This window comes from Synechococcus sp. H60.1 (assembly GCF_047462335.1).
Lineage (GTDB): Bacteria > Cyanobacteriota > Cyanobacteriia > Thermostichales > Thermostichaceae > Thermostichus.
On the sequence record NZ_JANSJA010000052.1, the window covers coordinates 1 to 12,616 of the forward strand.

Below are 12,616 nucleotides of genomic sequence, written 5' to 3' on the forward strand. Positions count from 1 at the left end.
TGGGAAGGGGATGCAGATTTTACCACTCGCGTTAGCGGGACGGAGTCCTTTGTAATTGCGCTTTTGGGGGCTGCTGTAAACCGGCCTGCTCCCCTACATCCCCCGTATACGGGCGGACAGAGGGGGGTTTAGGGTTGGCAGGCCAACTACAGGGCTACTGTTCGCGTCAGCGAGACGGAGTCCCTAAGCCCCCGGCTGAAGTCGGGGGAAGTTTACGTTCGTGGTTGCTGATAGCCACCGGTCAAGGGCTGCAAGAAGGGGCAGGTGGGAAAAGAGGGCAACTCGGGGCAGATTATTCCCAAACTAAGCTGAGATCGGCAACAAAGCCAGGGAGGACGGGATCCCCTTCGAGGTAAGCTGGGCGCTCCAGGACTTGGACGGGCTGAGCGGGGCGATAGACGTAAACTCGCTGGCTTTCCGGGTCAATCAGCCAGCCCAGTTGGGATCCGTTTTCGAGGTACTCCTGCAGCTTGGCCTGCAAAGCGGCCAGGTCGTCGGAAGGGGAGCGCAATTCCAGGACAAAATCTGGACAAAGGGGTGCAAAGCGGCGGCGCTGCTCTGGAGTAAGCTGCTGCCAGCGCTCCTTGGTAATCCAGGCGGCATCGGGAGAGCGAATGGCCCCATTGGGGAGGGCAAAACCCGTGGAGGAGTCGAAGACAAGTCCTAAGCTCGTGCGGCGGTTCCACTGCCAGAGCTGGCCCAGCAGGTCGGCATTGCGAAGTCCGCTCTCACTGCTGACAGGGGCCATGGCGACTAGCTCGCCTTGAGCGGTGCGCTCCAAGCGCAGCTCAGGGTTCTGCCGGCAAAGCTGTTCAAAAACTTCATCGGTCAACTCCAGGCTAGATCGTAGGTTAAGAGCAATCATAGGCAAGTTCCCTGGGAACTATTCCCAAACTAAGCTGAGATCGGCAACAAAGCCAGGGAGGACGGGATCCCCTTCGAGGTAAGCTGGGCGCTCCAGGACTTGGACGGGCTGAGCGGGGCGATAGACGTAAACTCGCTGGCTTTCCGGGTCAATCAGCCAGCCCAGTTGGGATCCGTTTTCGAGGTACTCCTGCAGCTTGGCCTGCAAAGCGGCCAGGTCGTCGGAAGGGGAGCGCAATTCCAGGACAAAATCTGGACAAAGGGGTGCAAAGCGGCGGCGCTGCTCTGGAGTAAGCTGCTGCCAGCGCTCCTTGGTAATCCAGGCGGCATCGGGAGAGCGAATGGCCCCATTGGGGAGGGCAAAACCCGTGGAGGAGTCGAAGACAAGTCCTAAGCTCGTGCGGCGGTTCCACTGCCAGAGCTGGCCCAGCAGGTCGGCATTGCGAAGTCCGCTCTCACTGCTGACAGGGGCCATGGCGACTAGCTCGCCTTGAGCGGTGCGCTCCAAGCGCAGCTCAGGGTTCTGCCGGCAAAGCTGTTCAAAAACTTCATCGGTCAACTCCAGGCTGGGCCGTAAGTTGAGGGAGATCACAGCTTGAGGGATCCCGTTCAGAGGATTTGAGGATGGGCTGGCGCTATTGTAGTCTTTTGGATCCCTCACCCCCAACCCCTCTCCCAGAGGGAGAGGGGAGGAAGGCAGTGCGGATTCGATCCAGGGCTACGGGGAGATTGGTTTCTACCAAGTGGCTACTCAGGCGCACAAAGCGCAGTCCTAGGCTTTCCAGCAGTTCCTCTCGTTGGCGATCCAAATCTTTTTGGTGCTTGTGGATTGGCCATCGACCTCTACAATCAAAGCCTCTTCCTTGCAGAAAAATTGACCACGAATGTGCCGATCGGTTGCTGCCGCCGAAATTTGCGCCCCTCCAACTTGCGATTACACAGCGCTTCCCACAAAATCCCTTCAGAAGGTGTAGATTCCCGCCGCAGTTGTCGAGCCACCTCCTGCATCTTCTTCTAAATTGCTGGAGGAACTTTCCATTTCTCTGACTCCCCCTCGCCTTGTGGAAGAGGAGGTTGGGGGTGAGGGCGCTAACCGGTAGCCTGTCCTGAAAATCGCGGTGGAATTTCAATCAGAGCCTTATTGATGAGAACGGCCACCGGGTTTGAGTCACTGGCATAAGCCTTGAGCCCTAACCGCTGCACCTCCAGCGGGATCGCTCCCCCGCCAGCAAAGGGGTCGTAAACTGGCGGCGCGTACTTAGCAGTGGACTCCCTGATGGCCTGGGGATCCGTGGGCGGCTCCTCACCGGGATCCCAGGCCAAACAGCGGCCAATCTCCCGTTGGGTCGCCTCCAGAATGCCGGACTTGGGATCGCTCACAGCGTCCCAAGAAACCAGGCCCGGTACCACTTGCTTGGCTTTGCCGCCCTTGTCTTTTCAATGCGCGCTGACACTCCCACCACCTAAAGGCAGGGGATTCTTACGCCGTTCAAAAACAAACTCATAAAAGCGCTGTCAAGACGCCTCTAGAGAATTCCTTGAGGCAAAGCCCAAAGGTTCTGCTGGCTTTTCTGTTCGCGTCAGCGCGACGGAGTCCTTGCAGCTTAGCTCAGACGTTAGTATCTTCCGGACGCTTGCCACTGGTCGGGTTTTTCACCGTCTTAGGGGCGCGCCTGGGAACAGTACGCCCCGGTGACAACTACACTATTGATGAGCAACTAAAGTCGCTGGCGGGCTTTTCCGCCCCGCACTACTCGCGTCAGCGGCGCGGAGCGCTGAGTACAGGGCTACCAAGCTATCCCTCTGTGTGCAAAGTCAGCCAAGGAAAGGCTTGTTCACGCAAAAGGCTGTACTCCCAGGTTGGCTACCCCGGATTCCCCAGGCCACGGCTTGCCTTCCCCTCTCCTACTGCCCCAAGGACTGCAGCCAGCCGATGAGAGTAGTTCCGGATAAGGCTTCAAACAGGATTAGGGCAACAAAGCCGATCATCGCCAAACGCCCGTTCAAGCGCTCTGCATAGTCGGTGAAGCCCACCCGCGGAACAGTGTCCACGTACATCTCCGGCTCAATGGCGTAGTTGTTGAGACGGCCACCTTCTTCAACTACGACGGAGCGATATTTGCTCATAGGATTCTCCTTGCTCTTTCTCTACCAGCGTAGCGCGCTCCACATAAGATTGTAAAGTTTTGTTTACAACTTTGTTCACCCCCGCAATAAGCCGACACTGACTAGGCCAGGAAGAGCTTGTAGGCCGGATTGCGGCTTTCGTCCCAGTAGCGATAGTTCAGGGTATCCAGAAAGCGCTGCCAGGCGGGCATTTCCCAGCTGGGCACTTGCATGCCGATGAGGACGCGACCGTAGTCGGCGCCGTTGTTGCGGTAGTGAAAGAGGCTGATGTTCCAGTTGGGGCTCATGCAAGACAAGAACTGCATTAGGGCCCCGGGCCGCTCCGGGAACTCGAAGCGGTAGAGCAGCTCGTTCTCAGCCAAGGGGGAGCGCCCCCCCACCATGTGGCGTAGATGCAGCTTGGCCAGCTCGTCGTCGGTGAGATCCAAGGTCTTAAAGCCAGCCCGCTCCAGATCCAGGGCCGCTGCCTGGGCATCGGCCCGATCCCGCACCTGTAGGCCGACAAAGATGTGAGCTTCTTGGGTATCGGCGATGCGGTAGTTGAACTCGGTGAGGTTGCGCTGGCCGATGTGGGCGCAGAACCGGCGCAAGCTGCCCCGCTCTTCGGGGATGGTGACGGCGAAAATGGCCTCCCGCTGTTCGCCGATCTCGGCTCGCTCGGCCACAAAGCGCAAGCGGTCGAAGTTCATATTGGCCCCGCTGGCCACCGCCACCAGGGTCTGTCCCTGGATGCCGGTGCGGCTGACGTAGGCTTTGAGGCCGGCAATGGCCAAGGCGCCGGCGGGCTCCAAAATAGAGCGGGTATCTTCAAAGACATCCTTGATGGCGGCACAGGTGTCGTCGGTGCTCACCAAGAGGATCTCGTCCACGTACTGCTGACAGAGGCGGAAGGTTTCTTCCCCCACCTCTCGCACCGCCACCCCATCAGCAAACAGGCCTACCTGGGAGAGGCGCACCCTTCGGCCAGCTCGTAGGGAGCGGTACATGGCGTCGGCGTCCAGTGGTTCTACCCCGATGATTTTGATCTCCGGGCGCAGGCGCTTGACGTAGGCGGCGATGCCCGAGATCAGGCCGCCCCCGCCAACGGCGACGAAGATGGCGTGGATGGGCTGTTGATACTGGCGCAGGATCTCCATGCCGATGGTGCCCTGGCCGGCAATCACCAAGGGATCGTCGAAGGGATGGATGAAGGTCAAGCTCTTTTCAGCTTCCAGTTGCCGCGCGTAGGCGTAGGCGTCGTCGAAGGTGTCGCCGTGCAAGACCACCTGGGCCCCCCGCGCCCGCACCGCCTCTATCTTCACCTGGGGGGTGGTGACGGGCATCACAATGACCGCGTGGGTGCCCAGTCGCTGCGCTGCCAGGGCCACCCCTTGGGCGTGGTTGCCGGCAGAAGCAGCGATGACTCCTTGGGCCAGTTGCTCCGAGGGTAGGTGGGCCATCTTGTTGTAGGCCCCCCGCAGCTTGAAGGAGAAAACCGGCTGCAGATCTTCCCGCTTGAGCCAGACCTGGTTGTTCAGGCGGCGGGAGAGGTTAAAAGCCGGCTCCAGGGGGGTTTCTTGGGCGACGTCGTAAACGCGAGCCGTGAGGATCTGAACAAGATAGTCACAATACATTGGGATGTATCGACGTCGATAGGGTTGAAAAAGGTCGAAAAATGTTGCTCCCGGTGGTGCGGGCTGCTCAAACGGGCAATGGATATTATCCCAGGGATCCAGCCCTTCTCAAGCGAGGGGGGCTTGGGGATAATAGCAGGGGCAATGGGAGAAAAAGCGATGTCGGTGCAGGAAAAGTTGAAGGCGCTGCTGGAGGGCCAGCCGGTGGCCAGCTTAGCAGTGCTGGATCAGGGCTCCCCAGCAGTGTCGTTGGTGCCCTTTGTGGTGCAGTGGGATCCCTTGCGCTTTGCCATTGTCATCAGCGACCTTTCTGCCCACACCCAGGCTTTGCGGGCGGATCCGCGAGCCAGCCTGCTCATCCACGAGCTGCCCACGCCGGGGGATCCCCGCAGCAACCACGCTTTGCCGCGGGTGATGGTGAGCGGAAAAGCCCAGTTCCTCAGCCGCGAGGAAGCTCAAGCCAAGGGGTTCGAGGCTCTTTATCGTGCCAAGTACGAGATAGCCGAGATGATCCTCGGCCTAGCGGACTTCCACTTCTGCCAGATCACCCCCACTGGCGGCAGCTTCATTCAGGGGTTTGGCCAGGCCTTCCGGCTGAGCGGCCCCAACCTGGAGCAACTGGAGCACCTCGGTCGCTCTTAGGCGGGAGAACCCAGACCTCCCCCCTTGCGAGAAAAGTTAGGCCAATTCCAACTTCCCTCCTCTGGGAGAGGCGCTGCTAGGGGATCCTGAGCTCAGGTTTTCGGGTGGGATCCCGGATCCAAGCCAGCAGCAGTGGGTTGACCAGCTCCGGGGCCTCGTCTTGGGGGCAGTGGCCAACTCCCGGCAGGGGGATGAACCCCACCACGCAGGGGAACTCGGCCAAGGCCCGCCCTAGGGCGATGGGCTCCCAGGGATCCGCCTCTCCCCAGAGGATGAGGACGGGGCAGGTGACCTGGGGCAGGAGATCTTCGGCCAAGGGCCCCTGGGAGTAGCGCACAAAGGCCAAGAAAACCTCTGCCGCCCCCGGATCGAGGGCCGGTCGCAGCAAAAGCTGCACCAGGTCTTCCGTAACCGCCTCCTTGCGCCCATAGGCTTGGAGGAGGATGTTGCGAATGGCCCGGGGCTGGGCTATTTGGGCAAAGAAAAACCGCCCAAAAGGGGGCCACCCTAGCAAGGACTGGATGAGGGGAGTGGTTCGGCGGCGCAGCCAAGAGATCTGGCGACGCTTGCGCTCGTGCAACAGCCGCAGTGAGGGATCCAACATCGCCACCCCCAAGACCTGGCCTGGCTGCAAAACAGCTGCCTGCAAGGCCACAATGCAACCAATGGAGTTGCCCACTAGATAAGCTGGCTCCCCCACCACCTCCCGCCCAAAATCGGCCACCTGGGCGCCCCAGGTTTCAAAGGTGTAGGGGAAAGGGGATCCTGGCAAGGGCTTGGCGGATCCCCCAAACCCCAGCAGATCCAGGGCGTACACGCGGCAGTGCCGCCCCAGCTCCGGCAAATTTTTCCGCCAGTGGTCACTGCTGGCCCCAAAACCGTGGATAAGCACCACTGCTGGGCCAGCGGATCCCGCCTGTTGGTAGCGGATGGACTGGCCCTGCCAGAGCCAGCGCCCCTCGCGGGGGGCCAAGACGCTTGGGGAAGGCTGTTCGGAGAGCATGGGGATCCCTGGCCGGTGTTTTTGGTCTCACCCCGAAGGATGGCGCTCTTTTTTGTTGGCACAATTTGGATGGGGAAGCAAGTTCTCTCCCTAGGCCTGTGGCAATGTCATTGGTAACTTACCCCCTTTTGGGCGTCAACCTGCACCTAGCCCTGCCGGAAGCCCATCTGCAGAGCTATACCGCCTGGATTGAAGCCCGCATCAGCCAGGGCCAGGGTGCCCAGGTGGTCACCTGCAACCCGGAGATGATCATGCAGGCGCAGCAGGATCCGGCCTTTGCCCAAGTGCTGCAGGAGGCTGAGCTGGTGATCCCAGACGGCATTGGGGTGGTGTGGGCCTTGCGGCGGCAGGGGATCCGTGTCCAGCGGGTGCCAGGGATCGAGTTGGCTGAAGCTTTGATCTCGCGGGCAGCAGAACGGAGGTGGCGCTTGGCCTTGGTGGGAGGAAGGCCGGAAGTCAACCGGGCAGCGGTTCAGCAGTGGCAAGCTCGCTTTCCCTCTCTGTCCATTTGGGGCCATCACGGCTACTTCTCTGGCGCCGAAGAGGAAAAACTGCTGCAAGCTCTCCAAAAAATTCAACCCCAACTGGTGTGGGTGGGGCTGGGATCCCCGCGACAGGAGCTGTGGATCCGCCAGCGGCGGGCCCTTCTGCCCCAGGCCATCTGGATGGGGGTGGGGGGCAGCTTCGACATTTGGGCTGGGCAAAAACGACGGGCCCCCCGCTGGTGGCGTGACCATCACCTGGAATGGTTGTATCGTCTCTATCAGGAACCCTGGCGCTGGCGACGCATGTTGGCTTTGCCCAGGTTTGCCTGGCGGGTGCTGTGGGATCCCTCTTCTCCCTCGCGCTCCTAGCCTGGCAGCTCCACTCGTTCTCTTCTGTCTAAGCGTTTTACCATGATGCTTGGTCAGCACACTGGCTACGCTCCTCGCCTTCACCCTTGGGCTGGTACAACCCCCAACCCCTCCCTCCCCGCCCCAACCGACCCAGAAACCACCTTGGGCCTCTACCCCAAGCCCCAGCCCGGATCCCTGCCGGCCCCAGGTAGCGCTGAGAGCATGGTGTCGTTGCAGGGGGTGAGCAAGGTCTTTCCCAACGGCAACTGGGTTTTCCGAGATGTGAACCTAGAGGTGCGCCGCGGCGAGTTTGTGTTCGTAACCGGAGTGTCGGGGGCAGGCAAGTCCACCCTGCTACGGCTGCTCTACGGGGCCGAACAGGCCACCGAGGGCACGGTGATAGTGGATCAGGTGTGTCTGTTTTCTTCGGAAGGTCGGCGGCGGCCCTACTGCATCCCGCCCCGCCCTCTGGCAATGTTGCGGCGGCGCTTGGGGGTGGTTTTTCAAGACTATCGCCTCTTGGCCAATCGCACCCTGGCGGAAAATGTGGCCTTTGTGCTGCGGGCCCAGGGACTTTCCCCAGCAGAGATCCACCGCCGCCTGGGGCCAACTTTGAAGATGGTGGGGCTGACCGAGAAGCGGGATCACTTCCCCCACGAGCTTTCGGGAGGGGAGCAACAGCGCCTCAGCTTGGCCCGCGCCATTGTCAACATGCCCGTCTTGTTGCTGGCGGACGAGCCAACGGGAAATCTGGATCGGGAAAACTCGCTCTTGGTTCTGCAGATCCTGGAGCGGCTCAATTCCTTTGGCGTGACGATCCTCATGACCAGCCACGACCCCTATCTGGTGGAGCGGGCGGGTCACCGGGTGGTGCGCCTGGAAGGAGGACGCCTGTATGATCTGCGCTGAGGCGCTGCATAGGGTGGGAATCCTGAAGATTGGGTTTACTGGCAGTGTTGGGCGGTAAACAGCATGCAATCTCTCTCCCGATTTCTCAACAAAATCCGCTACCTCCTGCAGGAAACTTTTTTGGGGTTGCGGCGGGGAGGCTGGCTAAACTGGGCGGCGGTGAGCACCCTGTTGGTGTTGCTGTTTCTGGTGGGAATCAGCGTTGAGCTGTCTTGGGGGGTGGATGCGACAGTCCAGTCTCTGGGGGGGCAACTGGAGATCTCCGTCTATCTAGAGCCGGAAGGCCGGGGGGTGGATTTGCAACCCCAAGTTGCCCAACTGCCTCATGTGGCGGAGGTGAGGGTCATCACCAAAGAGCAAGCTTGGCGCGACCTTTTGCTGGAGATGGGGATCCAGGATGAGGCGACCCTGGAGACTCAGTTGGGGGAGAACCCTTTGGTGGATGCCCTGCGGGTCAAAGCCGATTCTGCCGGAGCCCTGGGGGAGGTGGCGGCACAGATTCGCCAATTGGAAGGGGTAGACGAGGTGTACTACGGCAGCCGCATTGTGGAGCAACTGGCCCAAATCCAGGAGGTGCTACGTCTGGGATCCCTGAGCATCACCGGGGTGTTGGCCCTGACAGCAGTGGCTGTGATCACCACCACCATTCGCCTGGTTGTCATGGCGCGGCGCCGGGAGATTGAGGTGATGCAACTGGTGGGGGCGACGGCGACCTGGATTTACTTGCCCTTTATTTTGCAGGGCTGCCTGTTCGGGGTAGTCAGCGCGCTAGGAGCTTGGGGCTTGGTTCTGGGATCCCGACAGTTGCTGCAGGAGGCGCTGGATCGGTTGATTGCGCTGCCCTTCCTCAAGGTAGTGCAGGCCGATCCCGGCCAGGGAGAGTTTTGGTTTCTGCTGCTGCTGTTGCTGGGGATGGGGGTTTTTCTGGGCACCAGCAGCAGCTTGATTGCGGTGCGCAAGTCGGTGGGACGTTGGTTTTGATTGGGGATCCCTCACCCTGGGCTAGGCTGATGCCCTTATGAGCTGCCGAGAGGTTTGCTAGGATAAAAGGTCACTTGGTAACAAAACCGACAAGGCAGGACTCCGACAATGACCTTGCGCAACCCTCACTTGGGCATCGACAACGACGAGCTGATGCGTCGGGTAGAGGCGTTAATTAACGCTTCCAAAAACCGCTATCGCATCACGGTGCAGGTGGCCAATCGGGCCAAGCGTCGCCGCTACGATGATCCCAACGATGTGGAAGAGGGCTGGATGAAGCCCATTCGCCGCGCCATCATCGAGATGTCGGATGAACTGACCGAGCCGGAAATCATCGGCGACGAGTAGCTTTGGCCCTGTCGCAACTGCAGGCCGGCTGGGCGGCTAAGGGCGATGAAGACCCTCGGCAGGAACCTGGTCTGTGAGGTCTTCTGGGTCAGGATCTCTTTCCCGTGGACGGGCCTCGAGCCGCGACTCCATCAGGCGCAGCAGGCGGTGGGTCTCCTCTGGGCTGAGGCCCTGGATGCGCATCTCCAAGGGGCTGTGGAACCAGAGGGTTTGTTGCGGAAACGGAATCCGGATCCCGGCTTGGTCGAAGGCATGCTTGAGGCGACGGCGATATTCCCGCGCCACCCGCCACTGCTGTAGGGGCTGCACTTTGATCCAGATGCGCAGGGTGATCCCCCGCTCCCCCAGGTCATCGACGCCGTGCATCTCGGGGGGCTCGAGGATTTTGTCCCGCCAAGCCGGCTCCCGGTACATCTGGAGCGCCACCTGCTCGGTGATGCGGATCGCCTGTTCCAGGTCGTTTTCGTAGGCGATCACGATCCCCAAATCCACCCGCGACCAGCCGTTGGAGAGGTTCTCCACCACCCGAATGGCGCTGTTGGGAATGGAGATCAGGCTGCCTTCGGTGTTGCGCAACTGGGTTAGCCGCAGATCCATGTGTTCCACCAGGCCGCTCCGCCCGTCTACCACGATCACATCTCCTTCGGCAAATTGGTCTTCCAGCAAAATCAACAGCCCGTTGATCACGTCTTTGATCAAATCCTGGGCAGCCAGGGAAATCCCCAGCCCGATGAAGCCCAGGCTGGCCACCAAAGGGCCGATATTCACCCCCACTGAGGCCAAGCCGACCAGGGATCCCAGCAAAACCAGCGCGGTGGCTGTCACTCCTTTGGAGACACTGGCGAAGGTGCTGAGGCGTTTGCTGAGGCGATAGGTGGGGGCATTTTGCCACTGCTCTTGGCGCAAGGCGGCGAAGAGGCCGTCCAGCAGCAGGCTGCTCAGCCAAACACTGCCGTAAGTCGCCAGGCCCACCCCTGCCAAGCGCAGCAGAGGGCCGCGCAGCGAGACCAGGAGAAACGTTTGCAAGGGGCGTGTTTGGGGGAAAAGGCCCAAACTCACCCCAACGCCGCCCGTCCACAGGCCAACCTGCACCAGGCGCAGCAGACGAATTTGCAGCTCCAAATAGGATGCCTGCCGTTTGCGCCCTGCCTGTTGTTCAACCAAGACGGGATCCGCGCCCGGCTCCCCCTGGAGGCGCTCCTGCACCTCTGCTTGGATGGCCTGGTACTCCGCCTGCAGGGCATCGCGTTTTTGCTGCAGCCGTCGTCGTTCTCGCTGACAAAGCCGGCTCAGGCTCCCCGCTGCTGCCAGAATGGCGAGGGCTATCAGGGCTTGGCGGCGCAAAAATTGAGGCTGCCGTTCCCGCTGCCAGGTGCGCAGGGCCTCCTCGACAATGCCCGCCACCTGTTCAGCCCAATCCATCGGCTGGCTGCCCTGAAGCTGAGCGTCCAGAGAGGTGATGGTCATCAAATGTCGCCCATTCACCCGGATCACCGGCTGGTTGGTTTGGCTGTCGAGGACGACCTCCACCTGCAACGTTTCTGGGTCGAAGCCCGACTGGGCCAACTGGCGCAGGGTTTGTTCGATGGAGCGTGCCCGCTGCGACACCGGCGGCACGCTGCCGGGATCCCCCTGCGGTGCGGCGACCAAAAACAGCCGCCGTCCATCCAGCGTCACGGCCTCCGTTTGGATGGAGGCGGTGGGCAGGCTGAGCGCCTGCCGCAACTCTTCCAGAGCATGTAAGGGGTTGAGCAAAGGCCGGTTGGAGGCGGTGCCGTTGTTTTGAGAAGTTTCCTGACCCCATGCCGGCTCGATGGCCGGGGATAGGGCGAGGGACGTGCCGAAAAGGAGCGGCCAAAGCAGGGATCCCGCTGTTCTCCGCCTCGATCTACTTGAAGCTTGCAGATTGTGCGGCATGAGCCGATGCTGAAGTTCTTCCCATTAATCTAAGAAGAAGAAAGCAATGCCGAGAATGGCATAGGTGGCCAAGAGCAACAGCCCCTCCAGCCAGTTGGAGCGGCCGTCGCTGCTGACGGAGTTGACCAGCAACACCGAGACGGCGATCGCCACCAGCTCCACTGTGCCGAAGTTAAAGTTCATCGGCTGGCCCAGCAGGTCGCCGGCCAGCACCAGCAGGGGCGCCACGAACAGGGCAATTTGCATCGTCGAGCCCAGAGATACTGAAAAGGAGAGATCCATCTTGTCTTTCATGGCCACCGTGATTGCCGTCGCATGTTCGGCTGCATTGCCGATGATCGGCAACAAGATCACCCCCATAAACAGCGGTGTCATGTGCAAGCGTTCTAGGGCAGCCTCCAAGGTGTCCACCAGCAACTCCGACTCAAGAGCCACCAACACCGTCAGCCCCAAAAGGGCCAACACCCAAGGCCATAGCCCAGGCTGCTCGGGCGGGGCCGTCAACACCTGGGGAATGGATCCTTCTGCCTGCAAAACTGGATTGGGAGCAAGGCGGGCAGCGGCTTCATGTTCTGCCGCTTCTGCCTCGTGAATGGTGTAAAGGTAGCTGTGGGTTTTGAGGGAAAACAGCAAAGTGAGGCCATAAACCCCGATCAGCACCAAGGCCACCGCCGTGGAGAGCTCTTGGATGGAGAGCGCTCCCAAGTTGGCGTCGGCATAGGTCACCACGCTGGGCAAGATCAGGGCCACCACCGCCAGGTTCATCACCGAGGCGTTCATGCGGGCCACCTCGGGCCGAAAGCTTTGCTCGCGAAACTTGATGCCGCCCAAAAACATGGCCAGCCCGGCCACCAGCAGCAGGTTGCTGATGATCGAGCCGGTGATCGAGGCTTTCACCACCTCCACCAGCCCTGCCCGCAGCGCCACCAGGCCAATGATTAGCTCGGTGGCGTTGCCAAAGGTGGCGTTGATCAGCCCCCCGATGGTCGGCCCGGTCAAGGCAGCGATTTCCTCCGTGGCCTGACCGATAAACTTGGCCAAGGCCACCACTGCCAAAGCGGCACAGAGGAAGACCCAATTGGGATCCCAGCCTCGGAAGTGCCCCACCCAAGATAGAGGAACTCCCGCCAGCAGCAGGAACATCAGGCCGTTCAAACCTCTCTGCCAACCTGCTGCAGAGCGATCCGGAGAACCCAGAGAATTTGCATCGGCCAGGGTCATAGTTCCAGGGAAGTAGAGGCTGATAGAGAGTTTCCGAAGTGTGGCGGCGGCTGCAGCCGTCTGACTGTGGGGAAAGAAGGCTCTGCCCAAGACAAGAGCCGCCTTTAGGTCGATGGACAGAGCAGGCGGCCCTCCAAAGCAGTCTAGCTGCTGCC

The 12,616-nt window shown here is 60.8% G+C and carries 14 protein-coding genes; 5 read left to right on the forward strand and 9 right to left on the reverse strand.

What is annotated here, in order from left to right; all coding sequences use genetic code 11:
• Window positions 1–292: 292 nt before the first annotated feature.
• The 6 genes from NW852_RS02700 to ilvA all read right to left on the reverse strand — a co-directional run bounded on the left by NW852_RS02700 (window position 293) and on the right by ilvA (window position 4,604).
• Window positions 293–865, reverse strand: a complete 573-nt coding sequence (locus tag NW852_RS02700) for a Uma2 family endonuclease (protein WP_414426440.1) — start codon at window positions 863–865, stop codon at window positions 293–295.
• 18 nt (window positions 866–883) lie between these two features.
• Entirely contained in the window at window positions 884–1,456 is a 573-nt protein-coding gene (locus tag NW852_RS02705) for a Uma2 family endonuclease (RefSeq protein WP_414426444.1), read from the reverse strand.
• 257 nt (window positions 1,457–1,713) lie between these two features.
• Entirely contained in the window at window positions 1,714–1,872 is a 159-nt protein-coding gene (locus NW852_RS02710) for a DUF559 domain-containing protein (protein WP_414364085.1), read from the reverse strand.
• Window positions 1,873–1,953: 81 nt separating this feature from the next.
• Window positions 1,954–2,244 carry a DNA adenine methylase gene (locus NW852_RS02715; protein WP_414371902.1) on the reverse strand — a complete coding sequence of 97 codons (291 nt, stop codon included), beginning with the start codon at window positions 2,242–2,244 and terminating at the stop codon, window positions 1,954–1,956.
• Window positions 2,245–2,769: 525 nt separating this feature from the next.
• Window positions 2,770–2,991, reverse strand: a complete 222-nt coding sequence (locus NW852_RS02720) for a high light inducible protein (protein WP_414364083.1) — start codon at window positions 2,989–2,991, stop codon at window positions 2,770–2,772.
• A gap of 101 nt (window positions 2,992–3,092) precedes the next feature.
• Window positions 3,093–4,604 carry a threonine ammonia-lyase, biosynthetic gene (gene ilvA / locus NW852_RS02725; RefSeq protein WP_414364082.1) on the reverse strand — a complete coding sequence of 504 codons (1,512 nt, stop codon included), beginning with the start codon at window positions 4,602–4,604 and terminating at the stop codon, window positions 3,093–3,095.
• 144 nt (window positions 4,605–4,748) lie between these two features.
• Between ilvA and NW852_RS02730 the strand changes: the two genes are divergently transcribed.
• Entirely contained in the window at window positions 4,749–5,246 is a 498-nt protein-coding gene (locus NW852_RS02730) for a pyridoxamine 5'-phosphate oxidase family protein (protein ID WP_414371907.1), read from the forward strand.
• Between the two features lie 76 nt (window positions 5,247–5,322).
• Here the strand turns inward: NW852_RS02730 and NW852_RS02735 are convergent, their stop codons facing one another.
• Entirely contained in the window at window positions 5,323–6,249 is a 927-nt protein-coding gene (locus NW852_RS02735; RefSeq protein ID WP_414364080.1) for an alpha/beta fold hydrolase, read from the reverse strand.
• Window positions 6,250–6,353: 104 nt separating this feature from the next.
• Here NW852_RS02735 and NW852_RS02740 point away from each other — a divergent pair, with 104 nt between their 5' ends.
• The 4 genes from NW852_RS02740 to NW852_RS02755 all read left to right on the forward strand — a co-directional run bounded on the left by NW852_RS02740 (window position 6,354) and on the right by NW852_RS02755 (window position 9,323).
• Entirely contained in the window at window positions 6,354–7,103 is a 750-nt protein-coding gene (locus NW852_RS02740) for a WecB/TagA/CpsF family glycosyltransferase (RefSeq protein WP_414364079.1), read from the forward strand.
• Between the two features lie 42 nt (window positions 7,104–7,145).
• Window positions 7,146–7,994 (forward strand): cell division ATP-binding protein FtsE, encoded by an 849-nt coding sequence (locus tag NW852_RS02745; protein WP_414364078.1) that lies wholly within the window; start codon window positions 7,146–7,148, stop codon window positions 7,992–7,994.
• 63 nt (window positions 7,995–8,057) lie between these two features.
• Window positions 8,058–8,975, forward strand: coding sequence for a cell division protein FtsX (locus NW852_RS02750; protein WP_414426441.1), 918 nt, complete (start codon window positions 8,058–8,060; stop codon window positions 8,973–8,975).
• A gap of 108 nt (window positions 8,976–9,083) precedes the next feature.
• Window positions 9,084–9,323: a DNA-directed RNA polymerase subunit omega gene (locus NW852_RS02755; RefSeq protein WP_011429075.1), complete on the forward strand. Its 240-nt coding sequence runs from the start codon at window positions 9,084–9,086 to the stop codon at window positions 9,321–9,323.
• Between the two features lie 36 nt (window positions 9,324–9,359).
• Here the strand turns inward: NW852_RS02755 and NW852_RS02760 are convergent, their stop codons facing one another.
• Window positions 9,360–11,078, reverse strand: coding sequence for a mechanosensitive ion channel family protein (locus tag NW852_RS02760; RefSeq protein WP_414371912.1), 1,719 nt, complete (start codon window positions 11,076–11,078; stop codon window positions 9,360–9,362).
• 186 nt (window positions 11,079–11,264) lie between these two features.
• Window positions 11,265–12,383, reverse strand: a complete 1,119-nt coding sequence (gene cax / locus NW852_RS02765; RefSeq protein ID WP_414371998.1) for a calcium/proton exchanger — start codon at window positions 12,381–12,383, stop codon at window positions 11,265–11,267.
• Between the last annotated feature and the right edge of the window lie 233 nt (window positions 12,384–12,616).

Excerpts from the sequence above, each read along its gene's own strand:
- NW852_RS02700 (WP_414426440.1), bottom strand. The coding sequence starts at position 865 with ATGATTGCTCTTAACCTACGATCTAGCCTGGAGTTGACCGATGAAGTT.
- NW852_RS02710 (WP_414364085.1), bottom strand. The coding sequence starts at position 1,872 with ATGCAGGAGGTGGCTCGACAACTGCGGCGGGAATCTACACCTTCTGAA.
- NW852_RS02720 (WP_414364083.1), bottom strand. The coding sequence starts at position 2,991 with ATGAGCAAATATCGCTCCGTCGTAGTTGAAGAAGGTGGCCGTCTCAAC.
- ilvA (WP_414364082.1), bottom strand. The coding sequence starts at position 4,604 with ATGTATTGTGACTATCTTGTTCAGATCCTCACGGCTCGCGTTTACGAC.
- NW852_RS02730 (WP_414371907.1), top strand. The coding sequence starts at position 4,749 with ATGGGAGAAAAAGCGATGTCGGTGCAGGAAAAGTTGAAGGCGCTGCTG.
- NW852_RS02735 (WP_414364080.1), bottom strand. The coding sequence starts at position 6,249 with ATGCTCTCCGAACAGCCTTCCCCAAGCGTCTTGGCCCCCCGCGAGGGG.
- NW852_RS02740 (WP_414364079.1), top strand. The coding sequence starts at position 6,354 with ATGTCATTGGTAACTTACCCCCTTTTGGGCGTCAACCTGCACCTAGCC.
- NW852_RS02745 (WP_414364078.1), top strand. The coding sequence starts at position 7,146 with ATGATGCTTGGTCAGCACACTGGCTACGCTCCTCGCCTTCACCCTTGG.
- NW852_RS02750 (WP_414426441.1), top strand. The coding sequence starts at position 8,058 with ATGCAATCTCTCTCCCGATTTCTCAACAAAATCCGCTACCTCCTGCAG.
- NW852_RS02755 (WP_011429075.1), top strand. The coding sequence starts at position 9,084 with ATGACCTTGCGCAACCCTCACTTGGGCATCGACAACGACGAGCTGATG.
- cax (WP_414371998.1), bottom strand. The coding sequence starts at position 12,383 with ATGTTCCTGCTGCTGGCGGGAGTTCCTCTATCTTGGGTGGGGCACTTC.